At 68.0% G+C, this 23,685-nt stretch carries 20 protein-coding genes; 10 read left to right on the plus strand and 10 right to left on the minus strand.

Annotation, left to right across the window (positions count from 1 at the left end; translation table 11 throughout):
• Nucleotides 1-74: 74 nt before the first annotated feature.
• Entirely contained in the window at nucleotides 75-584 is a 510-nt protein-coding gene (locus FXN61_RS16495; RefSeq protein ID WP_167974870.1) for an anti-sigma factor, read from the minus strand.
• A gap of 246 nt (nucleotides 585-830) precedes the next feature.
• On the opposite strand from FXN61_RS16495, the gene FXN61_RS16500 reads away from it, so the two are divergent.
• From FXN61_RS16500 to araD, 3 genes are read left to right on the plus strand one after another with little or no spacing between them, the layout of a single operon-like run.
• Nucleotides 831-1,478: a GntR family transcriptional regulator gene (locus tag FXN61_RS16500; RefSeq protein WP_246291648.1), complete on the plus strand. Its 648-nt coding sequence runs from the start codon at nucleotides 831-833 to the stop codon at nucleotides 1,476-1,478.
• Nucleotides 1,465-2,370 (plus strand): dihydrodipicolinate synthase family protein, encoded by a 906-nt coding sequence (locus FXN61_RS16505; protein WP_167974872.1) that lies wholly within the window; start codon nucleotides 1,465-1,467, stop codon nucleotides 2,368-2,370. The genes FXN61_RS16500 and FXN61_RS16505 overlap by 14 nt, the downstream gene beginning before the upstream one ends.
• Nucleotides 2,367-4,088, plus strand: coding sequence for an L-arabinonate dehydratase (gene araD, locus FXN61_RS16510; protein ID WP_167974874.1), 1,722 nt, complete (start codon nucleotides 2,367-2,369; stop codon nucleotides 4,086-4,088). Before FXN61_RS16505 ends, araD begins: the two co-directional genes overlap by 4 nt.
• On the opposite strand, the gene FXN61_RS16515 is transcribed toward araD, so the two are convergent.
• On the minus strand, nucleotides 4,012-4,986 hold the full coding sequence (locus FXN61_RS16515; RefSeq protein ID WP_246291649.1) for an alpha/beta hydrolase family protein: 975 nt from the start codon (nucleotides 4,984-4,986) through the stop codon (nucleotides 4,012-4,014). The two genes, araD and FXN61_RS16515, sit on opposite strands and share 77 nt — an antisense overlap.
• Before the next feature lie 100 nt (nucleotides 4,987-5,086).
• Between FXN61_RS16515 and FXN61_RS16520 the strand changes: the two genes are divergently transcribed.
• The gene (locus FXN61_RS16520) at nucleotides 5,087-5,641 is read left to right on the plus strand and encodes a TetR/AcrR family transcriptional regulator (RefSeq protein WP_312877786.1); all 555 of its coding nucleotides are present in this window, start codon (nucleotides 5,087-5,089) and stop codon (nucleotides 5,639-5,641) included.
• Nucleotides 5,642-5,792: 151 nt separating this feature from the next.
• Here FXN61_RS16520 and FXN61_RS16525 read toward each other — a convergent pair whose 3' ends face one another.
• From FXN61_RS16525 to FXN61_RS16535, 3 genes are all read right to left on the minus strand, one after another.
• On the minus strand, nucleotides 5,793-6,989 hold the full coding sequence (locus FXN61_RS16525; protein WP_167974878.1) for a glycosyltransferase: 1,197 nt from the start codon (nucleotides 6,987-6,989) through the stop codon (nucleotides 5,793-5,795).
• A gap of 117 nt (nucleotides 6,990-7,106) precedes the next feature.
• Nucleotides 7,107-7,892, minus strand: a complete 786-nt coding sequence (locus FXN61_RS16530; protein WP_167974880.1) for a hypothetical protein — start codon at nucleotides 7,890-7,892, stop codon at nucleotides 7,107-7,109.
• A 112-nt stretch (nucleotides 7,893-8,004) separates the two neighbouring features.
• Nucleotides 8,005-10,077: a PQQ-dependent sugar dehydrogenase gene (locus FXN61_RS16535; protein ID WP_312877787.1), complete on the minus strand. Its 2,073-nt coding sequence runs from the start codon at nucleotides 10,075-10,077 to the stop codon at nucleotides 8,005-8,007.
• A gap of 138 nt (nucleotides 10,078-10,215) precedes the next feature.
• On the opposite strand from FXN61_RS16535, the gene FXN61_RS16540 reads away from it, so the two are divergent.
• Genes FXN61_RS16540 through FXN61_RS16560 form a run of 5 tightly spaced genes read left to right on the plus strand, consistent with a single transcriptional unit; the run spans nucleotide 10,216 to nucleotide 15,260 of the window.
• A complete protein-coding gene (locus tag FXN61_RS16540; protein ID WP_167974882.1) occupies nucleotides 10,216-11,409 on the plus strand; it encodes an extracellular solute-binding protein in 1,194 nt (397 codons plus the stop codon).
• Complete coding sequence (locus FXN61_RS16545) at nucleotides 11,406-12,464, plus strand: ABC transporter ATP-binding protein (RefSeq protein ID WP_312877788.1); 1,059 nt, start codon at nucleotides 11,406-11,408, stop codon at nucleotides 12,462-12,464. The genes FXN61_RS16540 and FXN61_RS16545 overlap by 4 nt, the downstream gene beginning before the upstream one ends.
• Entirely contained in the window at nucleotides 12,461-13,399 is a 939-nt protein-coding gene (locus FXN61_RS16550; protein WP_167974884.1) for an ABC transporter permease, read from the plus strand. Before FXN61_RS16545 ends, FXN61_RS16550 begins: the two co-directional genes overlap by 4 nt.
• Nucleotides 13,396-14,226 (plus strand): ABC transporter permease, encoded by an 831-nt coding sequence (locus tag FXN61_RS16555; RefSeq protein ID WP_167974886.1) that lies wholly within the window; start codon nucleotides 13,396-13,398, stop codon nucleotides 14,224-14,226. Before FXN61_RS16550 ends, FXN61_RS16555 begins: the two co-directional genes overlap by 4 nt.
• A gap of 50 nt (nucleotides 14,227-14,276) precedes the next feature.
• Nucleotides 14,277-15,260, plus strand: coding sequence for a LacI family DNA-binding transcriptional regulator (locus FXN61_RS16560; RefSeq protein ID WP_167974888.1), 984 nt, complete (start codon nucleotides 14,277-14,279; stop codon nucleotides 15,258-15,260).
• 177 nt (nucleotides 15,261-15,437) lie between these two features.
• Here FXN61_RS16560 and FXN61_RS16565 read toward each other — a convergent pair whose 3' ends face one another.
• The 4 genes from FXN61_RS16565 to FXN61_RS16580 are packed head-to-tail and all read right to left on the minus strand — an operon-like array spanning nucleotide 15,438 to nucleotide 21,127.
• Complete coding sequence (locus tag FXN61_RS16565) at nucleotides 15,438-17,219, minus strand: AMP-dependent synthetase/ligase (protein WP_167974890.1); 1,782 nt, start codon at nucleotides 17,217-17,219, stop codon at nucleotides 15,438-15,440.
• 43 nt (nucleotides 17,220-17,262) lie between these two features.
• The gene (locus tag FXN61_RS16570; protein WP_167974892.1) at nucleotides 17,263-19,401 is read right to left on the minus strand and encodes a molybdopterin oxidoreductase family protein; all 2,139 of its coding nucleotides are present in this window, start codon (nucleotides 19,399-19,401) and stop codon (nucleotides 17,263-17,265) included.
• Between the two features lie 34 nt (nucleotides 19,402-19,435).
• On the minus strand, nucleotides 19,436-20,083 hold the full coding sequence (locus FXN61_RS16575) for a quinone oxidoreductase family protein (protein WP_167974894.1): 648 nt from the start codon (nucleotides 20,081-20,083) through the stop codon (nucleotides 19,436-19,438).
• Nucleotides 20,084-20,137: 54 nt separating this feature from the next.
• On the minus strand, nucleotides 20,138-21,127 hold the full coding sequence (locus tag FXN61_RS16580) for a polyprenyl synthetase family protein (protein WP_167974896.1): 990 nt from the start codon (nucleotides 21,125-21,127) through the stop codon (nucleotides 20,138-20,140).
• Nucleotides 21,128-21,216: 89 nt separating this feature from the next.
• On the opposite strand from FXN61_RS16580, the gene FXN61_RS16585 reads away from it, so the two are divergent.
• Entirely contained in the window at nucleotides 21,217-22,176 is a 960-nt protein-coding gene (locus tag FXN61_RS16585) for an MASE1 domain-containing protein (protein WP_223165466.1), read from the plus strand.
• Here FXN61_RS16585 and FXN61_RS16590 read toward each other — a convergent pair.
• Nucleotides 22,173-23,685, minus strand: a 1,513-nt coding sequence (locus FXN61_RS16590) for a helix-turn-helix transcriptional regulator (protein ID WP_223165467.1), incomplete at its 5' end; no start/stop codon positions are given. The genes FXN61_RS16585 and FXN61_RS16590 overlap by 4 nt on opposite strands.

Consider the following 23,685-nt stretch of genomic DNA (forward strand, 5'->3'; position numbering starts at 1 on the left):
CATCCGGACAAAGGCGTTCGCAACTTCTTGATGGGTGGAGCTTTCAGTTGATGAAAGCTCCCCTCATCAAAACGCTAGCTCGCGGTGACCAGGGGCTGGCGGTCGTGGTTCACGACGCTGACGCCTGCTACGTCAGCCGCGCGGACCATCGCAGACCCCGCCAGAGTCACCTCACCTTCGTGCGCCCTCCACGAGCCGGCGGTGAAGGTCCTCCCGTCACTCGTGTGCACGACCAGCCAGCAGGCTTCCCCGTCCTGCACGCCGTCGACGGTGGCGACCAGCCTCAGGCCGCCCTCGGTGTCGGTGACCTTCACGGCCATGTGCGCGCCCGTCGGCGAGGTCCCCTGCAGGAGCGCGTCGACGTCGTCCGTGCCGCTGACCCCCATGCCCTGGCCCATCCAGACGCCCCCAGCGAGCACTCCGGCGACCATGAGGGTCGATGTCATGGCCGTGATGCGCCCTCGGCGTCGCACGGCCTGATGTCTCTCTTCACGGACGGTGCCCAGCGTGCGCTGCAGCAGGTGGTCCGCATTGTGCGGAGGGCCGTTCAGCGCGGCCTCCGGTGGCAGTTCTTCCATCAGCATGTGTCGATCTCGTTCAACTCGTTGGTGCCCAGGACGTTCGGTGCCATGCGCTGGCGGACGCGGCAATGGACACGGTTACGCGGAACGATGCAGTCATTTTTCCCTTCTTCAGTCCCGCGCACTTGCGGTGACCGACACCTTCAAAACGAGCCCGCGAGAGAGTTGGTTCAACTCAGATACACCGACGTTGCGCAGCCCACAGAAGACTGTTGACCTGGGCCTCCAGCAGCTCTTAAAGTCTCGTATATGATGTATGACCGGGTTGAAGCGCCTCCCGCGTCTCGCACGGACTTCGTTCTGGAATCGATCAAAGAAGCGATTCTCAACGGAAAGCTGAAGCCCGGTCAGGCGCTCGTGGAAACAGATCTCGCGGCCACGCTCAACGTCTCGAAGACGCCGGTGCGCGAGGCGCTCAAGACGCTCGCCGGGTCGGGGCTCGTCGTGATGAGCCCGTACAAGGGCGCCGCGGTCCGCACGGTCGACGCCGAGATGGCCGGCTCCGTCTACGACGTGCGCGTGCTGATGGAGCCCGAGGCGCTGCGCCGCTCGATCCTGCTCGGTGCCTCCTTCGACGAGGCCGCTTTGGCGTTGGGCGACGCGGGCGACCTCGCGCGCCGTTCCCTCGCCAACCGCCGCTTCCACCGCGCGCTGTACGCCGCGTGCGGCAACCCGTTGATGATCCAGATCCTAGACGGCCTGCGCGACCAGGCCGCGCTGATCACCGTCGCCGGGTGGGGCATCTGCCCGACGTGGGACGACGAGGCAGCCGAGCACCGCGCGATCCTCGCCGCCGCCGTGCAGGGCAAGGGAGACCTTGCCTTCGAGCTCCTCCGCCGCCACATCCAGACCTTCGCCGACCGAGTTGTTGAGGAGCTTCCCGATGGCGTTCGATGACCTCTCCGAGCCGCTCGCGTCGGTCGTGGCGATCACCGTCACGCCGTTCGACGCCGACGGCGCGATCGACGAGAAGAACTACGCCGCGATCGTCGACCGGATGGTGGAGGGCGGCGTCTCCGTCGTGACTCCGAACGGCAACACCAGCGAGTTCTACACGCTGTCCGCTGCCGAGACCGAGCGCGCGCTGCAGATCACGGTCGACGTGGCCGGCGGCCGTGCCGCGATCGTCGCCGGGGTCGGGCACGACCTCGGGACTGCCGTTGCGGCTGCGCGGTTCGCTGACCGGGCCGGCGCCAACGGGATCATGATCCACCAGCCGGTGCACCCGTACGTGTCGCTGGACGGGTGGGTGGACTACCACCGGACGATCGCTTCCGCGGTTCCTGAGCTGAGCGTGATCCTCTACGTGCGGAACCCTCGGATCGGGGGCGCGCAGATCGCCTCCCTGGTGGACGACTGCCCGAACGTCGTGGGCGTCAAGTACGCGGTGCCCGATCCGGTCCGGTTCGCTTCCGTCGCACGCGATGCCGGGCTGGACAGGGTGACGTGGGTCGCGGGCCTTGCCGAGCTGTCGGCGCCGGGCTACTTCGCTGTGGGGGCAACGGGTTTCACGTCCGGGCTGGCGAACGTGGCACCCGAGCTGTCGGTGCAGTTCTTCCGTTGCCTTCAGGCCGGTGAGTTCGGCGCGGCGATGGAGATCTGGGACTTCGTCCGCGGGTTCGAGGAGCTGCGGGCGTTGAACGAGTCCGCCAACAACGTGTCCGTGGTGAAGGAAGCGTTGGCGCAGCTGGGGTTGTGCCGCCGGGACGTGCGGCCGCCTGCTTCGCTGTTGTCCGAGGCCGACCGCTCGGCCGTTGGTGTGCTGCTGAACTCTTGGGGCTTGCTGTGACGTTCGCCCAAAAGAATCTGCGCAGCGCGGAGTGGTTCGACGGCGAGGGGCTGCGAGCGTTCTCGCACAACGCCCGCATGCGCCAGCTCGGCATGAACCCGTCCGAGCACCTCGGCAAGCCCGTGATCGCCATCCTGAACACGTGGAGTGGCATCAACCCGTGCCACATGCACTTGCGTGAACGGGCCAAGCAGGTCGAGCGCGGTGTCTGGGAGGCAGGCGGCTATCCGCTGGAGTTCCCGGTTTCGACGCTGTCGGAGACGTACCAGAAGCCGACACCCATGCTGTACCGGAACATGCTGTCGATGGAGACCGAGGAGATTCTCCGGTCGTATCCCGTCGACGGCGCGGTGCTGATGGGCGGGTGCGACAAGACCACGCCCGCTTTGCTGATGGGTGCCGCTTCTGCCGGTCTGCCCACGGTTTTCGTGCCGGCAGGGCCGATGCTGCGGGGCAACTGGCGTGGCGAGAAGCTCGCGTCCGGCACGGACATGTGGCGGTTCTGGGACGAGAAGCGTGCAGGGACGATCTCCTCGGCCGACTGGGCGGAGATCCAGTCAGGACTGGCTCGCTCCCCCGGCACGTGCATGACCATGGGCACGGCCTCGACGATGACGGCCGCCGCCGAGGCGCTCGGGCTCACTTTGCCTGGGGCATCGTCGATTCCGGCCGTGGACTCGGCGCACTACCGCATGGCGGCCGCCTCGGGCATGCGGGTCGTCGAGATGGTGCGCGAAGGGTTGACCATCAGCGATGTGCTGTCCGCGGAAGCTTACGAGGACGCGATTCGGACTGTACTGGCGTTGGGCGGCTCGACGAACTCCTACATCCATCTGATCGCGATGGCCGGTCGGTCGCAGATCTCGTTGACGCTGGACGACTTCGACCGGCTGTCGCGCGAGGTTCCGGTGCTGGCGTCCGTTCAGCCCGCCGGCTCGTACCTCATGGAGGACTTCTACTACGCGGGCGGGCTGCGCGGGTTGCTGTCGCGGCTGCGGGACTCGTTGCACCTCAAGCGAACCACGGTGACCGGACGGACGTTCGGCGACGATCTCGACGGTGCGGAGGTGTACGACTCCTCGGTGATCCGGTGGCTGGACGACCCGATCTCGCCCGAGGGCGGACTGGCCGTGCTGCGCGGCAATCTGGCTCCTGACGGTGCGGTGATCAAGTACGTGGCGGCTGATCCCGCGTTGTGGAAGCACACCGGGCCCGCCGTGGTTTTCCACGGCTACAAGGACTTGCAGGCACGGATCAACTCACCGGATCTCGAGGTGACCCGCGACTCGGTGATCGTGCTCGCTGGTGGCGGCCCCAAAGGCGGGCCCGGCATGCCGGAATACGGGATGCTGCCGATCCCGGACAGGCTTCTGCGCGAGGGCGTCCGGGACATGGTGCGCGTGTCTGACGCGCGGATGAGCGGAACTTCTTACGGCGCATGCGTTCTGCACGTGGCACCGGAGGCGCACGTTGGCGGGCCGCTGGCGCTGGTGCAGGACGGCGACCTCGTGACGCTGGACGTCGAGGCGCGCGTGTTGCGCGTGGAGATCTCCGACGAGGATATGGAGCGGCGCCGCGCCGCGTGGACCGCGCCGCCGCCGAAGTTCGAACGCGGGTACGGCGCTCTGTACTACGAGCACATCACGCAGGCCAACGAGGGCTGCGACTTCGAGTTCCTGTCACGCCCCGGTACGAACCCGGAGCCCAACGCCCACTAGCTCTTGGACTCGACCTTGCCGAGTTCCGTGGTGGCAAACCACTTCTGGGCCTCCTGCCAGTCATCGGTCTTGTACAGCTGACTGCGCAGGTAGGCGTCGTGAGCTTCTGGACGGCCTCGACCCGTTCGGTGCTCTCGTCCGTGGTCTCGGCGACGTCGTATCCGGACACGCCACCGAGCCCGTGCTCGCCGCCGAACAGCGTGAGCAGGTCCTTCTGGCCGGGCGCGAGGTGGAACGGATCCATGTGCCACTCCGGCCCGTTCACCGTGAGGTGTTCCGAGGCGTCCTTGTCCCCTGCCACGACGAGCGCGGGCGTCACCATCTCGGTGAAGTCCGCGGTCAGCATGAACGAGTAGTTGTCGCGCACGATCTCCGTGAGCCCATCACCCCGACCGGTGGATCCGAGCAGCACGCCCGCCTTGATCCGCGGCTCGACGAGGCTGACGCCCTCGGCCTTCATGCCCAGGAGCAGGCTCGCGGTGTGGCCGCCCATCGAGTGCCCTGCCACCGCGATCTTGGTGCGGTCCAGGCGGTTCTGCAGCTGCGGCACGGCCTTCTCGATCTCGTCGAGCCGGTCGAGGACGTGCGACATGTCCTCGGCGCGCTCCTTCCAGAACATCGGCGCACCAGGGGTGTCGCCGGGCAGGTTCAGTGTTCGGGAGCTCAGATGGGTCGGCTGGAGGACGACGAAGCCCTGCTCGGCCCAGTGGTTCGCAAGCGGGGCGTAGCCGTTCAGCGAGGAGAGGTGGTTCGAGTAGCCCTGCCCGTGGGACAGCAGGATGATCGGCAGCTCGTTGCCCTCGGCCCGATCAGAAACTGGTGCGGAGACCTTCAGCTGCAGGTCAACGGGCCTGCCGGGGATTTTGAGCACGACAGGGCTCACCGTGAAGACGGTCATGACGTTCCCTTCGAGTACAGTTCGCTCAAGCGGAGCGACGTTCCGGAACGATACGGAGCACTGTTCCGTTTTGTCAACGACCGTGTCCGGGAGGAGTGCCGTGCCACCACGCAAGCGGGCCGACGCCGTGCGCAACGAGCAGACGCTGCTCGCGGCCGCGGCCGAGGTGTTCGTCAGGTCCGGTGTCGACGCGCCGATCCGCGAGATCGCGGCCGAGGCGGGCGTCGGCATGGGCACGATCTACCGCCACTTCCCCACCCGCGCGGATCTCGTCGTCGCCGTCTACCGGCATCAGGTCGAGGCGTGCGCGGAGGCGGGGCCGTCGTTGCTGTCCACTTCGGACTCTGCGTTCGCCGCACTGCGGTCGTGGGTCGACCTGTTCGTGGACTTTCTGGTGACAAAGCACGGACTGGCTAACGCGATGCAGTCGGACAGCAGCGGCTTCGAGTCGTTGCACGCGTACTTCCTCGACCGGCTGGGACCGGTGTGCGAGCAACTCCTCGAAGCCGCCGCGAAGGCCGGCGAGATCCGGGACGACGTGCGGCCGTACGAGCTGATGCGCGGGATCGGCAACCTGTGCATCGGACGGGATGACGATCCGCGCTACGACCCGCGTCGGTTGATCGAGCTACTCCTCGACGGACTCTCCCGCTAGTGCCGTGGCCGTCAGCCTTTGCCCCGTATTCGGCGGTCAGACGGGTGCATCGCGGTGCCGGCCCTGCGCCCTCATCCTGGTTGGCTGTGGGTGTGGGGCCGGTGCCGTGAGGCGCCCTGCTGAGCGTCGAAGACGCGGCGAAGGTTGGCGGTCACGGCACTAACAACAGCTTCGCCGCCACCGTCGCCCCGTCCGCGCGAACCGTGCCCGCCACTTCGGCCGCACGAGCGCGGGTCTCGGGCGCCAGCGCGGTCTTGAGCGCGGTCGACAGGGACTCGAACGTCGGCGTCGGACCGTCGTGCGCCGCACCGATGCCCAGCTCAGCCACCCGGCGCGCCCAGAACGGCTGGTCCACGAACTGAGGCACCACCACCTGAGGCGCACCGGCACGGGCCGCGGTCGTCGTCGTGCCGCCGCCACCGTGGTGCACGACGGCGGCGACCCGGCGGAACAACGCCTGGTGGTTGACCTCGCCGACGACGAAACAGTCGTCGCTGTCGTCGATCTGGGCCAGGTCGGCCCAGCCGCGGGCCATGAGGACGCGGCGGCCGTGCACGCGGACCGCATCGATGGCGATCTGGCCGACGTCCTTCGCGTTCTTCATGGGCATGCTGCCGAAGCCGACGTACACCGGCGGCTCGCCAGCGTCGAGGAACGCCACCAGTTCGGGCGCGAGCGGCCGGACGTCGGGCAGGATCCAAGCGCCGGTCTGCACGGTCTCCAGATTCGTCAGCTCCTCCTGCGGCCAGAGCACCGGATCCGCCGCCAGCAACGGACTGTCGCCGTAAGCGTGGTCGCGAACGTTGCCCACCGGCGGCATGCCGATCGCCGCCCGGTGGGTGTTGAGCGCCGCGCCCCACAGGGCGTTCACGTTCTCCGCGTCCAGGTCCCACAGCACCCGGTTGTCGGTCACGTCGGCCGGGTAGAGCTTGCCCGGTCGCTGCGTCGGCGGGCGATGCGGCGACGGCAGCTCGATCCCGTGGAACGTCACGTACCTGTACGAGATGCCCAGGCTTTCAGCCACCGACGGCCCACCCGCGGGCACCAGGCCACCGGCCACCAGCAGGTCGCAACCCCGCGCCGCGGCGGCGATCGGACCGAACCACTCGTCGACCAGCGCGGCAGCGACACTCGGCGGATCCGCCGGCCGCGGACCCGTCACCAGCTCGCGCACCGACCGTCCGAACGGGACGAACGGCACGCCGTGCTCGCCCAGCCTCTTCACGAACTCCTCGTCCGGCGGTGCGCACACCAGCGCCTCCGCGCCGAGTGCCCGCAACGCCACCGCGAGCGCGATCAGCGGTTCGACATCCCCGCGCGATCCATATCCAGCCACCAACACACGCACTTCGCGACTCCCCCGGTTTTTCGCCGTTTCCGGCTACGGCCGGGGATTCTGCGGCATGAACAGGGTCTTGCCGCAAGGCCCCCTGTGCGCTATATGTTGAAGTGGGAAGTTGATCGGCTACTCCCCTGCGGGCTCCGGCTCCGCCTTCTTGCGCTTTTTGCGCAGCCAGTGGATGAACGTCCAGATCGCACCGGCGACCACCGGCACGGTCAGCCCCGTGAGCGCGCCGTAGTCCTTGACGAACTTCCCGAAGCTGAAGGGGAAGTTGACCTCGACCTCGACTTCGCGCGCATAGGTCCGGTAGTGGATCGGGACGCCGCCGGCGTCCCTGGCGACGTACAGGACGAAGTCGAGACGGAGCTTGCCGCTCTTCTGCGGCCGCACGTCCCACGCCCATTCGGCGAACCCGCCTTCCGCGAGCTCGCGCTTGCCGTCGTCGCCACCGACGCGAGTGATCAGGAAGTCCGGGCCGCTCAGATCGGCGGTGAGCGAGCTGCCCACCGGCGCGGGGTGAACGGTGACCGACCCGGTGCCGGGCAGGCCGGAGGTCCACTCGGGTGGCGCGTCCTTGCCGGCCACCCGTACTGACACGCGCTGGACGTCGTTAACGCGCATGGGAGACGGAGCGCGATAGACCACCTGCCCGTCACGGAGGCGGAACGTGGTCGTGGTGGGCGTCGCGTCACTGGCCCGGCTGGTCGTCGGGCCAGTGGTGGTCGTGCCGCCCGGCTTCAGGGTCGGGAGCGGAGGGGCCGATTCGGTCCCGGAGGTCAGGGGCACCGAGGTCACGGGCGCCGAGCTGGGGTCCGGCCGGTCCTCGCTGAGCACGAGCACGGCCGCGCCGGCCACGACCAGCAGCGCCACCAGCAAGCCGGTCACGACCAGCAGGCGCCGCCAGGTCATCGCGGGTCACCTCCCACCGGTCCCCTCTCTGAGGTCGATCGTGCCGAGGTCCCCGTTACGCGGGAAGCCCCCGGACGAGGGTCCGAGGGCTTCCGTTCTACCGCTACCGCTTCTAGTTCAGCGCCACCTTCAACAGCTTGGTGTTGCTGTTCCCCGCCGTGGAGTCCTTGTCACCGTTGGAGGTGGTGACCCACAGCGAGCCGTCCGGAGCGGGCTCCGGCGTCCGCAGACGGCCGTAGGTGCCCTGGAAGTGCGACGTGGTCGTGCCGAGCGACGAGCCGTTGATCGGCATGCGGTACAGCCGCTCGCCGCGCAGGGCGGCGAGGAACAGCACGTCGTTCACGATCGCCAGACCCGACGGTGAGGCGGAGCTGACCGGGAAGGTCTTCTTCGGCGCGATGAAGCCGCTGCAGTTGCCCGTCGTGCCCTCGCAGCTGGACCAGCCGTAGTTGCCGCCCTTCTGCAGCAGGTTGATCTCGTCCATGGTGCCGTCGCCGAGTTCGGCCTGCCACATGCGGCCCTGCGAGTCCACGGCGAGGCCCTGGACGTTGCGGTGGCCGTAGGTCCAGACGTACCGCGCGTTGCCGCCCTCGCTGAAGAACGGGTTGTCCGACGGCGGGGTGCCGTCCGGGTTCAGGCGCAGGACCTTGCCGCCCAGCGACTGCTTGTTCTGGGCGTTGGGCTTGTTCTGGCCGTCACCGGTTCCCGCGTAGAGCTTGCCGTCCGCGCCGAAGCGCAAGCGGCCGCCGTTGTGGAACTTGTTGCGCGGGATGCCGGTCAGCAGCGTCTGGAAGCCGGTCAGCGAGTTGCCCTCGATCTTCGCCCGCACGATCCGGTTGTCGCCGGAAGCCGTGTGGTAGATGTAGATCAGGCCGTCCGCCGCGAACGTCGGCGAGAGCTCGATGCCGAGCAGGCCGCCCTCACCGTTCGTGCCGGACACACCGGGAACCTTGCCCAGCGTGGTCTTCTGGCCGGACGGCGTGATCTTCACGATGTCCTGCGCGTCGCGGCGCGAGTAGACGCCGGAGCCGTCCGGCAGGAACGCGAGGCCCCACGGCACGTCGTTGTCGGTCGCGATCTGCGTGACGGCGCCGACCTGGTCGCCGCCGGAGCGGGTCTTCACGGTCACGGCGTTGGACGCGGGGCCGGCGTTGCCGACGGCGTCGAAAGCCTTGACGGTGAAGGTGTACTCGGTGTTCGCGCTGCGGCCGCCGATCGTGGCGGACGTGCCGGTCGCGTCACCGACCTTCGTCGATCCTGTGTAGACCTCGTAGCGGGTCACGCCGATGTTGTCGGTCGCCGCGTCCCACGCCAGTGAGACCGAGTTCGCCGTGACACCGGTCGACCGCAGGTTCTTCGGCGCGGTCGGCGGGATCGGGTCGTCCTGTGCGGGCGGGGTCTTGAACTCCGCCGTGTTGGACGCCTGCGAGACGTTGCTCGCCGCATCACGCGCGTTGACGTAGAAGCCGTAGTTCACGTTCGGCTTCAGGCCGGTCATGACGGTCGTGAGCTCGGCGCCCGAGACCGTCTTCTGGAACTGGCCGAGGTTGTAGATGTCGTACGCGGTGACGGCGACGTTGTCGGTCGCGGCCTTCCACGTCAGCTTCGCCGAGTCGGACTTGATCTCCGAGGCAACGAGGTCGGACGGCGGTGACGGCGGCTCGGTGTCCACCGGGCCGGAGTTGCCGAAGACCTGGAACTCCTGCAGGGAGTAGCCGTACGACGTGCCGGTGCGGCAGCGCGTGGTGCCGTAGACGCGGACATAACGGCCCCGCCCGGCGACCGTCAGGTCCTCGACACCTCCCTTGCCGTCGGCGGTGGTGTGGATGGGCGTCCAGGTCGAGTCGTTCTCAGAGGTCTCGACCCGGTACGCCTTGGCGCACGAGAGGTCCCACTGCAGCCGGACCCGGCTGATGTTCGCGGACGCGCCGAGGTCGACGCGGATCCAGGCCGGATCGGTGTTCGACTTGCTGGCCCAGCGCGTCGCCGAGTTGCCGTCGACTGCGTTCTTGGGCGCGTAGTTCGCACCACCGGACGCCGACTCGGTCGTCGGCTTTCCTTGGGACAGCAGGACATCAGCTGCGACCGCCGCGGGTGCGGCGGAGACGAGCGAGGTCACCGCCACTGCGAGCGCAGTGGCCAGGATGCCGGTTCTAGCCGGCAACCGCCGTGAACGGGGTGCCACAGGAGCCTCCCACTTTCGTTGGGAACGGGTGTGCGGCGGCGGGGCATTGCGTTCGAACGGCGGCGGGTGTACGAGTGTTACAGAAAAACCGTAAACGTTTTCGAGCGCCAGGTCCAGAGTCAGTTAGGGAGCCACGAGATGCGCTGGACAAGGAAGTTACAGCTCGTCATCCCCGCCCTGTTGGTCGTCACGGCGTGTGGTGCGCCTGAGGCCCCGCAGGCGCAGAACGCACCCACGACAATCCCGGACAAGCCGTCGAAACCGGTCGAGCTCAACGTCCTCGACGTGGCCGGCAACCTGCAGCTCACGCAAGCCATGATCGACGAGTTCGTCAAGGCCAGCCCCGACTTCGTCAGCAAGGTCAACTACACCAAGGCGACCGCACCGGACATGCCGGGCAAGCTCAAGGCCGAGCAGAATTCCGGTACCTCGCAGACCCATCTGGTTCTTACCGGAACCGACGGTCTGTCGTCAGTCATCGAGCAGAAGCTCGTCTACGAACTGCTCCCCGGATTTTCGGCGAAGCTGCCGGACCTCGAGAAGACCTACCTCCCGCCCGCGTGGGAAATGCAGAAGCTCGCGCAGGGCCAAGGCGTCGCCGTCACCTACTACCCCGCGGGCCCGCTGCTCGAGTACGACCCGGCGAAGGTGCCCACTCCTCCGACGTCTCCTGCCGAACTGCTGGAGTGGGCGAAGGCGCACCCCGGCAAGTTCCAGTACGCGCGCCCCGCGAACTCCGGTCCAGGCAGGACGTTCCTGATGGGACTGCCGTACCTGCTCGGCGACTCCGACCCCAAGGACCCGGAGAAGGGCTGGGAGAAGACCTGGGCGTACCTCAAGGAACTGGGGCAGTACGTCGACAACTACCCCGGCGGCACGACCGACGTCATGAAGAACCTGGCGAACGGCACGTCGTGGATGGTCGCCTCCACCACGGGCTGGGACATCAACCCGCGCGTGCTCGGCTCGGTGCCGGAAGGCATGAAGATCGCGACCTTCAAGGGCTTCCACTGGGTCACCGACGCCCACTACGCGGTGGTGCCGAAGGGCGTGTCGAGCGACGTGCTGGCGGCGAACCTGGCGCTGATCAAGTTCATGCTGGATCCCAAGCAGCAGGCCAAGGCCTACGACAAGGGCTACTTCTACCCCGGTCCCGCGGTCAAGGACGTGACGCTGAAGATGGCGCCGCAGGAGTCCCAGGACGCGATCGCGAAGTTCGGGCGCGCCGAGTACGACAAGCTGATCGAGGAGAACCCCAAGGAGACGTCACTGCCGGCGGCACAGCAGGTGAAGGCGTTCCAGCGCTGGGATCGAGAGATCGGCAAGAAGTGACGGGACAGCGATTTGCCGAGCTGCACCTCGACCACGTGCAGCGTGCGTTCGGGGACACCGTTGCCCTCAAGGGCATGGACCTGACGATCAAGGGCGGCGAGTTCGTCGCCCTCCTCGGCCCGTCCGGGTGCGGGAAGTCGACCGCGCTCAACTGCCTGGCCGGTCTGCTGCCGCTCACGGGCGGGCGGATCACGCTGGACGGCAAGCGCATCGACGACCAGCCGCCGGAGAAGCGCGGGTTCGGGATGGTGTTCCAGAACTACGCGCTGTTCCCGCACATGTCGGTGCGGCGCAACATCGGGTTCGGGCTGTCCATGCGCAAGACGCCCAAGGCCGAGCTCAATCGTCGCGTCGACGAGGCGGTCCGGCTCGTCCAGCTCGAAGAACACCAGCACAAGTTCCCGGCCCAGCTCTCCGGTGGCCAGCAGCAACGCGTGGCCATCGCGCGAGCGATCGTCCTGGAACCACCGCTGGTGCTCATGGACGAACCACTGTCCAACCTGGACGCTGCGCTGCGTTTGGAGATGCGCACCGAGATCCGCCGGCTGCACCAGTCGCTGGGCCTCACCACCGTCTACGTGACGCACGATCAGGAGGAGGCGCTGGCCCTCGCCGACCGTCTCGTGGTGCTGCGGCTGGGCGAGGTGCAGCAGGTCGGCTCGCCGGAGGAGGTCTACGCGCATCCGGTGAACCGGTACGTCGCCGGATTCATGGGCTACCGCAACATGATCCCGGTGACCGTGACGAGCCAGGAAGGCGAGAACACGACCGTCCACACCGAAGGCGGCATCAAACTCGTTGGCGTCAAACGGGAAGAGCTCTCGGACAAGGCCGTCGCGGCAATCCGGCCCGAGGATTTCACCGTTGTCACCGAGGCCGGGGACAACACGCTCGACGCCACCGTCGAGATCGTCGAGTACCACGGGCGTGAGCAGGCGGTCGAGGCGCGGCTCAAGAACGGCGAACGGCTCCACGTCCGCACCAACTCACGCCTGGCTCCCGGCGACGCGATCAAGCTGAAGGTGCCGGTCGAACGCGTGCTGGTGTTCGCATGACGGCCCTCCTATCGCCGCGCGACCGGGAATCACCATCGCCGCGCGACCGGAAATCACTGGAGCGGGCGTCGCTGAAGCACCGGCTGGCAGAGAAGGGCGTCGACCGCGTCCTGTGGCTGCTGGTGCCGGGCGCGGTGTTCGTCGTGCTGCTGTTCGTCTACCCGTTCCTGTACGGGCTGCAACTGTCGTTCCAGCCGAAGGGCGGCGGCAGCCCGTTCCAGAACTACATCACGTTCTTCTCCGACTCCTATCTGGCGGAGACCGTCTGGATCACACTGCGGCTCGGGCTGCCGGCGGCGTTGTTCAACGTGCTGGCGTCCATCCCGATCGCGTTCCGGATGCGCGGCCGGTTCCGTGGCAAGAGAGCGCTCACCACCTTGCTGGTCGTGCCGATCACGCTCGGCACCGTGCTGACGGCGGAGGGACTGCTCGCGTTCTTCGGGCCGACGGGATGGTTCAACCGCATCTGGATGGCGCTCGGAGCGGACGAACCGGCGAAGCTCACCCACAACTACTGGGGCGTGCTGTTCAGCCTGATCATCACCGGGTTCCCGTTCGCGTTTCTGCTGACGTTGTCGTACCTGTCGGGCATCGACCCGACGCTGGAACAGGCGGCGGCCACGCTCGGAGCCTCGAAACGGCAGCGTTTCCGGACGATCACCATGCCGCTGCTGGCACCGGGCCTCGCGGTCACGTTCTGTCTTTCGTTCGTGCTCGCGTTCTCGGTGTTCCCGTCGGCGGTCATGGTCGGCAACCCGGCCGGGGAGACGCACGTGATGTCGATCGCCGCGTACGAGACGGCGTTGCGGGACAACGACTTCGCGATGGGCTCGGCGATCGCGATGCTGATGGCGCTGGTGATGCTGATCGTGATCGGCGTGGTGCTGATCTGGCGGGCGACGCTCTACCGCGGCGCGACGGGAGGCAAGGGATGAACCGCGTACTGAGTGCACGTCCCGTCGTGTGGCTGACGTGGGGCGCGTTGATCTTCTTCATGCTCAACCTGGTCGGCATCGTCGGCGCCGTCGTCACCAACTCGTTCGCCGAGTCCTGGTTCGGCACGTGGCTGCCGGACGGCTACACGGGCAAGTGGTACGGCGAGGCGTGGCGCGACTACCGGCTGCTGGACGTGCTGGTCGTGACGTTCCAGGTCGCGATCGCGGTCGTCGTCATCTCCGTCCTCATTGGAGTTCCTACGGCCTACGCACTGGCACGCCGCAACTTCCCTGGAAAGAAGCTGCTCAACGTGCTGTTCCTGCTGCCGATCCTGATGCCGCCGATGACGTACGGCATCCCGCTCGCGACGGTGCTGTACAAGTTCCATCTGGCGGGGAGCATGTTCGGCGTGATCGCCGCGAACCTCGTGCCCGCCGTGCCGTTCGTCGTGCTGACGATGACGCCGTTCATCGAGCAGATCGACACGAAGATCGAGTCGGCGGCGAGGATGTGCGGGGCGAACACGGTCGCCATCTTCACCCGCGTGCTGGCGCCGTTGCTGGTACCGGGCATCCTGGCGGCGTCGATTCTCGTGCTCGTGCGGACGGTGGGCATGTTCGAGCTGACGTTCCTCACCGCGGGACCGACCAGTCAGACCCTGGTCGTGTCGCTGTACGAGGCGATGTCGTCGGCGGGCATCCGGCCGCAGCAGATGGTCGACTCGATGGCGGTCATCTACACGGGGTCGATGCTCGTCCTCCTGGTGATCGCGCTTAGGTTTGTGAACCCGACACAGCTCGTCACCAGACTCAAAGAACCTTCCTGACGCCTGACCCGTCATGATTGTTTCAACCGGCAGTTGAGGGTGAGGTACAAGTGGCAGTCACCATCCGCGACGTGGCACGCAGGGCGCACGTATCGGTCGCCACCGTTTCGCGTGCGCTGACATCCCCGGAGCTGGTGCGCCCGGAGACCAGATCACGGGTGCTGGCTGCCGCCTCCGACCTCGGCTACCAGCCCAACAGGGCCGCTCGAGGTCTCATCACCGGCAAGACCGGCAACATCGGCATCGTCGTGCCCGACCTCGACAACCCGTTCTTCACGGGCGTGCTCAAGGCCGTGCAGGCACGGGCGATGCAGGCCGACTACGCGGTGTTCGTGGCGGACAGCGACGAGGACCCGGTGGCCGAGGCGAAGCTCGTGCACGCGATGGCCAAGCAGGTCGACGGCGTCGTGCTGTGTGCGCCTGGTCTGGAGGACTCGCAGGTCTACGAGGTGGCGGGCGCGACGTCGCTGGTGCTGCTGAACCGGCGCCTGCCCGGCGTGCCCGCCGCGTTGATGGACTCGGCTGGCGGAATGCACGCGATCATCGACCACCTCGTCGCATTGGGACACCGGCGGATCGCTTACCTGAACGGGCCTCGCACCTCATGGTCCAACCAGGAGCGTCGCCGCGGTCTCATGTCAGCGGTTGCCCAGCACGGCGTGGACCTGGTGGATCTCGGACCGTTCGCACCGCGCTACGAAGGTGGCCTGCAGGCGGCTGATCTGGCCGTGGCGGCCGATACGACCGCCATCGTCGCGTACAACGACATCATGGCGCTCGGCGTGCTGGCGCGGCTCAGGGATCGGGGAATCTCGGTTCCCGGCGACGTGTCCGTGACCGGGTTCGACGATCTCACGTACGCAGCGCTGTGCTCGCCCGCGTTGACAACGGTGGCAATGCCGGTGGCGCAGGCAGGACGCACCGCGGTGAACCTGTTGCTCGACTGGCTGGACTCGGACAACACCGAGGTGCCGCAGATCGTGGCGGAGACACAGCTCATCGTGCGGGGAACCACCACACCGCCAAGGCGATAGACGCAAGGCGGCCCCGGCAAGGGCGTCTGGGGGGGAGTACGCCGTGAAGCCGGGGCCGCGAAGCGGCTGGCCCGAGGGGGGAGGGGGCCGTGCACCGCTTGGTGTTCCACTCTGCCCTGAGCGGACCGAATCCGCCAGGGTGGATGTACCTGTTTTTGGATTTCTCGTACGTACGGGTTACTCGTAGAGCCCTTCGTACAACTCAGCGTGAAGACGGTGGATCACGTTGCGCTTCACCTTCAACGTCGGTGTGAGCTCACCTTCCTCCTGGGACAGATCCCTGGTGAGCAGCACGAACTTCTTCACCTGGGAAACACTGGCGAAGTGCGAGTTCGCTTCGTCAACAACTCCCTGCACCAGGGCTCGCACTTCTGGGTGACCCACCAAAGATTCGAGGTCGGAGGGCAATCCACGAGCGGTCGCCCACGGCACGATCTCGTCCGCGTCGAGTGTGAGCAGCGCCACACAGTAGGGCTTGCGGTCTCCGAACAGGACCGCGTGTGAGATCCAGCGGGACTGACGCAGCGCGTTCTCGACGTTCGCCGGCGCGATGTTCTTGCCGCCCGCGGTGATGATGATGTCCTTTTTGCGCCCCGTGATCGTGACGAAGCCGTCCGCGTCGATCTCGCCGAGGTCGCCGGTGTGCAGCCAGCCGTCCTGGATCGTCGCGGCCGTCGCCTCGTCGTTGCGCCAGTAGCCCGCGAAGACGTGCGGCCCGCGCATGAGCAGCTCGCCGTCCTCCGCCACCGCCATCTCCAGCCCCGCCACACCGGACGCGCCGACCGAGCCGAGCTTGAAGCGGCTGAGCGTGTTGATGGTGCCGACCGCGGTGGACTCGGTCATGCCGTAGCCCTCCAGCACGGGCACGCCGGCTGCGTGGAAGAACTGCAGCACCTCACGGGAGATCGGCGCGGCACCGGACAACGCCTGCACGAGCCGGCCGCCGAACACCGCGCGCACCTTGGCGAACAACGCGTCGACCTGTTCGAACGCCGCCGCCATCTCCTGCGGCACCGGTTCGCCCACGGCACGCCTGCGCCGAACCTCGAGACCGAGTGTCACGGCCTGAGCGAGCTGCTCCGCCGGCACCGCGGACGTGACGAACGTGTAGATCTTTTCGAAGATGCGCGGCACGGAAGGCAGGAAGGTCGGCCGGACCTCGGCCAGCTCCGGCACGATCGCCGCCATGTCACCGCCGAAGTACGCCAAAGCGCCACCGCGGTACATGGTGCCGAACATGACGATCTGCGCGAAGACGTGCGCCAGCGGCAGGAACAGGTAGACGGTGCCGGTCATCGCGTCGATGCGGGCCTCTTCCGCGACACGGCACAACGCGACCCAGTTCGCGTTCGTCAGGATGCAGCCCTTGGGCGGGCCGGTGGTGCCCGAGGTGTAGATGATCAGGCTCGGGTCCTCCGGCCTGATCGCGGCACGACGGGAGTCCAGCTCGGCGGCCAGGGGTGAGGTGCGGCCGGTGTCCTGCAGCTCGGCCACCGTCGGGCGGTCACCGGCGGGCTCGATCGTGAAAACCGTTCGCAGCTCTGGGAGTTCGGAGCGGACCACGTCGACCTTGACGCACTGGGACTCGTCCTCGGCCACCACGATCGCCGCGCCGGAGTCGCCGACCACCCAGGCGATCTCCTCCGACGTGCTCGACGGGTAGATCGGCACGACGATGCCGCCCGCCGCGAGCACAGCCAGTTCGACCGCGGTCCACTCAGGACGAGTGTTCGCGAGTACGCAGACCCTGTCACCCGCCCGCAGTCCTGCGTGGACGAACCCCGACGCGAGGTCCAGCACCAGCTCGGAGACCTCGGCGTAGGTCTGCTCACGCCACTCGCCGTGCTCCTTGAACCGCCACGCCACCGCGTCGCCGTACGCCTGCTCCGCGAGGAACGGCAGGTCGGCTATCCGGCGGACGGCTTGCACCGCGCTCGGGCTGGTGACTCCGGCGGTCATGGCGGCTCCTAATTGGACTTCAGGGGGCGCTTCAGGGGGATCTTCAGGCGGGCACGACCTGCACGCGGGTGCCGTTGAGGACGGCGGTGCCCGAGAGCGGGTCGATGCGGAGGTCGTCGGTGAGGAGGTTGACGTTCACGCCGGCGTGCTCACGGGCGACGGTGAGCTGGGTGCCCGGCAGGTCGTGACCCCAGCCGTGCGGCATCGAGACGACGCCGGGCGCGATGTCGTCGGTAACCTCGACCTGCACCTCGATCTTGCCGACGCGCGAGGTGACCTGGGCGGTCGCGCCGTCGACGAGGCCGATCCGCTGGGCGTCACCGGTGTTGACGAGCAGCGTGCACAACGGCTTGCCCTTGACCAGCGCGGGCACGTTGTGCATCCAGGAGTTGTTGGTGCGCAAGTGCCTGCGGCCGACGAGCACCATCTCCGTCTCAGGATTCTCCAACGCCGTGAGCACGCGCGGGAAGTCGTCCATGATCGGCTGCGGGGTCAGTTCGATCTTCCCGGACGGCGTGCGCAGGATCTCCGGCAGTCGTGAGGTGAGCGGGCCGAGGTCGATGCCGTGCGGGTTGTCGAGCAACTGCCGCAACGAGACCCCGTACGCGCCGGTGCGGAGTTTCAGGTCCAGCAAACGTTCCTCGCGCGTGTCGCCTTCGGGTTCGAAGTCGGCGCCGAGCTTCTGCTTCAGGTCGGCCAGCTGGAACGCCGCCAGCGCGTCGAGATCGGCCGCAGGGCCCATGCCGCCGAAGATCGTGGCGAGCCGGAAGAAGATGTCCGTCTCGTCGACCCTGCCTTCCTCCAACGGAATCGCCGCGCGCGAGTACTTCACGACGTTGCGCACGGAGTTGTTGAGGAACGCGATGTCGTAGTGGTCGCGGCGGGACGGCGGCGGCGTCGGCAGGATGACGTCGGCGTGCCTGGTCGTCTCGTTGAGGTACGGGTCGACGCTGACCATGAAGTCCAACCCGGCCAGCGCGTCGTTCACGCGGGTGGAGTTCGGCAACGACAGCGCGGGGTTGCCGCCGATCGTGAACAGCGCCCGCACCTGGCCCTCGCCCGGCGTCTCGATCTCGTCGACCATCGTGACGGCCGGGTACTCCCCCATCACCTCGGGGTGTCCCTTGACCCGGCTGTGCCAGCGGCCGATGCCGAAACCCTTGCCGCGGCCGGGACCGCGCCTGCTGTGCGCGGGCAACGGCCACATCACGCCGCCTGGCCGGTCCAGGTTGCCGGTGAGGATGTTGAGCGTGTCGACCGCCCACGACGCGACCGTGCCGAACTCCACGGTCGTCGTGCCGATGCGGCCGTAGACGGCGGCACGTTCCGCACTCGCCAGCTGCTGTGCCAGCGCACGGATCGTCGACGCGTCGACACCGGTCCGTCCAGCGACGGCGTCCGGGCTGAACGCCTGGACGTGCTCGCGGATCACCGTGTGGTCGGTGACGTGCTCGGCGAGGTCCTTGAGGTCGACCAGGTCCTGCGCGAACAGCTCGTGGATCAGCGCGAGCAGCAGGAACACGTCCGTGCCCGGCCGGATCACGACGTGCTGATCGGCGGCTTGGGCCGTACGGCTGCGGCGCGGATCGACGACGACGAAGGAACCGCCGCGCTTCTGCAGGTCCTTGAACCGGCCAGGCGCGTCCGGGACCGTCCACAGGCTGCCGTTGGACGAGAACGGGTCCGCGCCCAGCACCAGCATGAAGTCGGTGCGGTCGATGTCGGGAACGGGGATCGAGAAGATGCTGCCGTACATGTGGCCGACCTGGACGTGCTTGGGCATCTGGTCGACCGTGCTGGCGGTGAAGACGTTGCGGCTGCCGAGCGCCTTGCGCAGCGGTCCGGCGTAGAGGCCGCCGGCGAGCGAGTGGACGACGGGGTTGCCGAGGTACATCGCGACCGAGTTGCGGTCGGGGAAGGCCTTCAGCCGTTCGTCGATGTACCGGAACGCCTCGTCCCAGGTGGCCTCCTGGAACTCGCCGTCACGCTTGATCAGCGGCGTCCTGAGCCGGTCGGGATCGGCGTCGAGCGTGCCGAGCGAGGCGCCCTTGGGGCAGATGAAGCCCCTGCTGAACTCGTCCTCGCGGTCGCCGCGCACCTTCGTGATGCGGTCGCCCTCGACCGTCAGCTCGAGCCCGCACGTCGCTTCGCAGAGCGGGCAGGTCGTGAACACGGTCCTCATGCGTCCCCTTAAGCCGGCTTGTTACTAACGGGTACTAGTCGTCTGCCATCGGGCGCAATCGCCCAGCCGAGGTCAACCCGAACAGCTCACTGACAGCCCTCGCGATCATGTCGGGTCGTTCGAGGGTGTGCTCGAAGCGGAACCCGATGACCGCACGTGACCCTCCGAGCAGACCGGTGAGTTTGATGGATTCGTCCTGGTCAGCGCCGTAACAGACGATCCGGCCGAACGGCGCGATGGCGTCCAGCGAGGCCTTGAGAGTGCCGCCCGGATCGAGCACGACATCGACCTGTTTGCCCTCGTTCGCCTGGATCAAACGTTCGGCGAGCCCGTCTTGGCCCGTTTCCACGGCGACGTCGGCGCCGAGCTTCAGCGCCTTGCGCCTGCGGGCTTGGCTGGAGTCGGTCGCGATGACCCGGCCTGCGGCGAAACTGCGGGCCAGCTGGACCGCGATCGCGCCGACGTCGCTCGCGGCGTTGTGCACGACGATCGACTCGTCCGGCCGGAGGTGCGCGCACGTGCGGAGGAGGTGCCAGGCCGTCGTGCCCGCTCTGGCCAGCGTCAGCGCCTGGGCGTCGGTGACACCCGCGGAGACCGGGAGGTGAAGACGGCCGGCGACCACCACCACGCGCCGTCCGCCGTCCTCCACCCGGACCTCGTCGACCGCCTCGGCTGTGCGCATGTAGCCCATCACACTTCTCCTGCCTGACGGGCTGTAGTGCGGCTTCCACAACAGCTAAGAATCAGCGCTGCTCAGCGACCTGTAGTAGACGAACGCGAGCTTCGCGAGCGAGGTGATTTCCGGCGAACCGGTCTTCTCGACGTACGACAGCGCCAGATCGACGCGACGGTGGATCTCGGCCTCCGCCCACTCCCGTGCGCCGGTCCTGGCGACCAGGGCTTTCGCACGACGGGTCTGCGGTTCGTCCAGTGCGGCGCCCTGCGCGTACAGCCCGGCGAGCTCCGCTCCCGCGTCGGTCCCTGACCGCAGGGCGCGGATGATCGGCAACGTCTTCTTGAGACGGGCGAGGTCGGAGCAGGTGGGCTTGCCGGTCGCGCGTTCGTCGCCCCAGATGCCGAGCAGGTCGTTGGCGAGCTGGAAGGCGATGCCGATCTCGACGCCGAAGTCGTCGAACGCCCTGACCACGTCGTCCTCCGCGCCCGCGTTGAGGGCCGTGAGGGCGCACGCGCAGCCGAGGAGAACGCCGGTCTTGCCCGCGGACATCTCGACGCACTCGTCGAGGCTGACGTCGGACCGTTGCTCGAACTCGACGTCCATGCTCTGGCCCTCGCACAGGTCGCTCACGCACCGCGCCAGACGATCGACGCCCTTGAGACCGGCGAGCGTCTCAAGACCGAGCGCGCACAGCGCGTTGCCCACGAGCAGTGCTTCCGTTGTGCCGTAAACGGTCCACAGCGCGGGCCGGCCGTGCCGCTCGGCGTCCTGGTCGTGCACGTCGTCGTGGATCAGCGTGAAGTTGTGGACCAGCTCGACGGCCGCCGCGACGGTGAGGGCGGTGTCATCGGCGCTGCCGACAGCACGAGCGGTCGCCAGCACGAGCGCGGGGCGCACGGCCTTGCCGGTGCCGCTGTCAGGATCGTCCCAGCCGAAGTGGTGGATGGCGCGCTGCCGCAGCCTGGTGGGCAGCGTGCCGACGCGGCGCCTCAGCACTGGTTCGACGGCGCGGCGGGCGTCGTCGAGCACGTGGTGCCTGGTCATGGTCATCCGGCGAACCTACCTACGGAGTGAGTCCAGGCGTGTACGCCCTGTCCCGAGGTCTGGCGATCGCGTGTGCACGGGTGCAGCATGTGCCGGTGAACGCCGCACTCCGCACCACCGTCACGATCGCCGCAGTAGCGCTCGCGTACTACGCGACCGCTCAGGTCGGCCTGGTCCTGGCCCTCGTGAAGGATCAGGTCACTCCGCTGTGGCTGCCGACGGGGATCTCCGTGGCGGCACTGCTGATGTCCGGCCGGAACATCTGGCCAGGCATCGCGCTCGGCGCGTTCGCCGTGAACATCACGCTCAGCGCTCCGTTCGGTTCTGCCGTGCTGATCACGGTCGGCAACACCGCGGCGCCGCTGGCCGCCTGGTACCTGCTGAACCGGTTCGGGTTCCGCCCGGCACTGGACCGGTTGAAGGACGCGCTGCTGCTGGTCTTCGCCGGCGCGCTCGGCGCGATGCTGATCAGCGCGGTGATCGGTGCGGCGGCGTTGAAGATCGGTGGTGTGATCCCGTGGCGCGACGTCCCGGCCGTGGTGTCGGTGTGGTGGACCGGCGACGCGATGGGCGTGCTGGTGTTCACGCCGTTGCTGCTCACGTTGCCCAAGCACTGGCACGCGCCGCCACGCAGGCTGGTGGAGGCGGGCGCGCTGCTGATCGTCACCGCGGTGCTCGCGTCGTTCGTGACGGTGTCGGAGTCACGACTGCTGTTCCTGGTGTTCCCGATGCTGATCTGGGCGGCGCTGCGGTTCCAGCACGCCATAGCCGCACCGTGCGCCGTGATCATCTCCGTGGCCGCCGTGATGTCCGCGGCCAGCGGGCACTTCGTGGCGAGCGACCTGCTGACCACGATGATCGTGCTGCAGGCGTTCAACGGGTCGGTGGCGCTGACCGGGCTGATCCTGAGCGCCATCACGAGCGAGCGGAACCAGGCCCGCCAAGCCATCGAGCGCGCGTGCGAGCAGCTGGCCGAGACCGTCGCGCGGTACAAGGAAGAGGGCGTGCGCAACCGGCTCGGCAGGGTCGTGCCGCCCGGTTCCCCCGCTTCCTAACGCTGCTGCATGGCGTCCAGCACGCGGGCGAGCTCCAGCCGTGACGAGACGTGCAGCTTCGCGTAGATCCGCGACAGGTAGACCTCGATCGTCCGGGGGCTGTAGTGCAGCGCGGCCGCGATGTCGCGGTTGCGCATTCCCTGCTGCACCAGCCGGGCCACGTTCTCCTCGGCCTCGCTGAGCAGCCCCGGTGCCTTCGACCGCGCCCGCGGCACCTTGGCGCCCAGCACCCGCAGCCGATTGCCCGCCTGGCGCCGCAACCCGTGCGCACCAAGCCGCTGGAACGCGGTGTAGGCCTCGACGAGAACCGGCACCTCGTCGTCGGACGCCTCGCCCAGCGCGAGCTGCGCGCGGGCCTTCTCGAACTCCAGGCCGCCCAGCGCAGCCTCGGACACCGCCTCCCGCAAGAGGTCCTGGTCGCGTCGCGCCACGCCGGTCACGCGACGGACCGTCGTGCGCGACCAGGGCGAGACCCGCGTGGAGGACACGTCGGACAACCGGGCCAACGCGTCCAGGGCGTCGGTCGTGCGGCCGCGTTCCAGGTCGAGTTCGATCATTCGGGCGACCAGCACGCACGAGTAGGCGGCCTCCAGCTGTGAGCCGACGTTGGCCTTGAGCAACGCGTACGCCTCATCAACCTCGCCACGCGCGATCAAGTACTCGGCCAGTGCGATCGCGTGGAGCTTCGAGATGTTCACCGACTGCGGCGCGGGCAGGGCGGCCAGCCGTGCCGCCACGTCCAGCTCGCCACGCCAGGTGCGGATGGACAGTTCGATCGCGTGCAGGACGCCGAGGGCCTGGTCCGCCTGGGTGGCCTCGACGTCGGGGAGCCAGCGGCCGATGCCGTCCAGCGCCGCGTCCCAGCGGCCGCCCAGCCAGTCCAGCGCCACCCGTGACGCGGCGCGTTCGGCGCGGAAGCCGTGTGAACCCACCTGATCGACGAGTTCCTCTGCCCTCCGCACCCGCCACGACGCGTCGTGCACCAGGCCTGCAAGCGCCGTGATCGACGCGCAGACGGACAGGGCCTGCAGTTCGAGCATCGGCTGCCCGTCGCTGCAGGACAGGGCGCGGTTGGCGAACTCGACAGTGCGATCGTGCTGGAACAGCAACGAGGTCAGCATCGCCAGGTGCTCGAAGACGATCACGCCCTCCGCCGGTGAGCTGATCGGCAGGGCCTCGATGCGGGCGACCTCCGACACGGCGTCGTCGTGGCGATCGTTGTAGACGAGGAGCACGGCGCGTTGGGCTTCCAAAGAAGCGGGCACCGAGCCGCGCGCGACCTCGGCGTCTGCCAGTTCCATGGCTTCCGCGGTGCGGCCGACGGAGAACAACGACGAGATGACCGCCGTGGCGACGCGGGCGCGTTCCGGGCCGGCGTCGAGGAACTCGAGGGCGGCCAGTCCCGGTTCGACGGCCAGGGCCGGTCGGGAAGCACGGGCCAGCACACGGCATTGCAGCGCGAGCAGCTCGGCGCGCTCGGGTGCGTTGCGCGGCAACAACTGCAGGGCG

Origin of the sequence: Lentzea indica, assembly GCF_012184385.1 — a bacterium.
Taxonomy (GTDB): domain Bacteria; phylum Actinomycetota; class Actinomycetes; order Mycobacteriales; family Pseudonocardiaceae; genus Lentzea; species Lentzea indica.

Coding starts and splice junctions, on each gene's coding strand:
- FXN61_RS16495 (WP_167974870.1), bottom strand. CDS start 584: ATGCTGATGGAAGAACTGCCACCGGAGGCCGCGCTGAACGGCCCTCCG.
- FXN61_RS16500 (WP_246291648.1), top strand. CDS start 831: ATGATGTATGACCGGGTTGAAGCGCCTCCCGCGTCTCGCACGGACTTC.
- FXN61_RS16505 (WP_167974872.1), top strand. CDS start 1,465: ATGGCGTTCGATGACCTCTCCGAGCCGCTCGCGTCGGTCGTGGCGATC.
- FXN61_RS16515 (WP_246291649.1), bottom strand. CDS start 4,986: ATGACCGTCTTCACGGTGAGCCCTGTCGTGCTCAAAATCCCCGGCAGG.
- FXN61_RS16530 (WP_167974880.1), bottom strand. CDS start 7,892: ATGACCTGGCGGCGCCTGCTGGTCGTGACCGGCTTGCTGGTGGCGCTG.
- FXN61_RS16540 (WP_167974882.1), top strand. CDS start 10,216: ATGCGCTGGACAAGGAAGTTACAGCTCGTCATCCCCGCCCTGTTGGTC.
- FXN61_RS16550 (WP_167974884.1), top strand. CDS start 12,461: ATGACGGCCCTCCTATCGCCGCGCGACCGGGAATCACCATCGCCGCGC.
- FXN61_RS16555 (WP_167974886.1), top strand. CDS start 13,396: ATGAACCGCGTACTGAGTGCACGTCCCGTCGTGTGGCTGACGTGGGGC.
- FXN61_RS16565 (WP_167974890.1), bottom strand. CDS start 17,219: ATGACCGCCGGAGTCACCAGCCCGAGCGCGGTGCAAGCCGTCCGCCGG.
- FXN61_RS16570 (WP_167974892.1), bottom strand. CDS start 19,401: ATGAGGACCGTGTTCACGACCTGCCCGCTCTGCGAAGCGACGTGCGGG.
- FXN61_RS16575 (WP_167974894.1), bottom strand. CDS start 20,083: ATGCGCACAGCCGAGGCGGTCGACGAGGTCCGGGTGGAGGACGGCGGA.
- FXN61_RS16580 (WP_167974896.1), bottom strand. CDS start 21,127: ATGACCATGACCAGGCACCACGTGCTCGACGACGCCCGCCGCGCCGTC.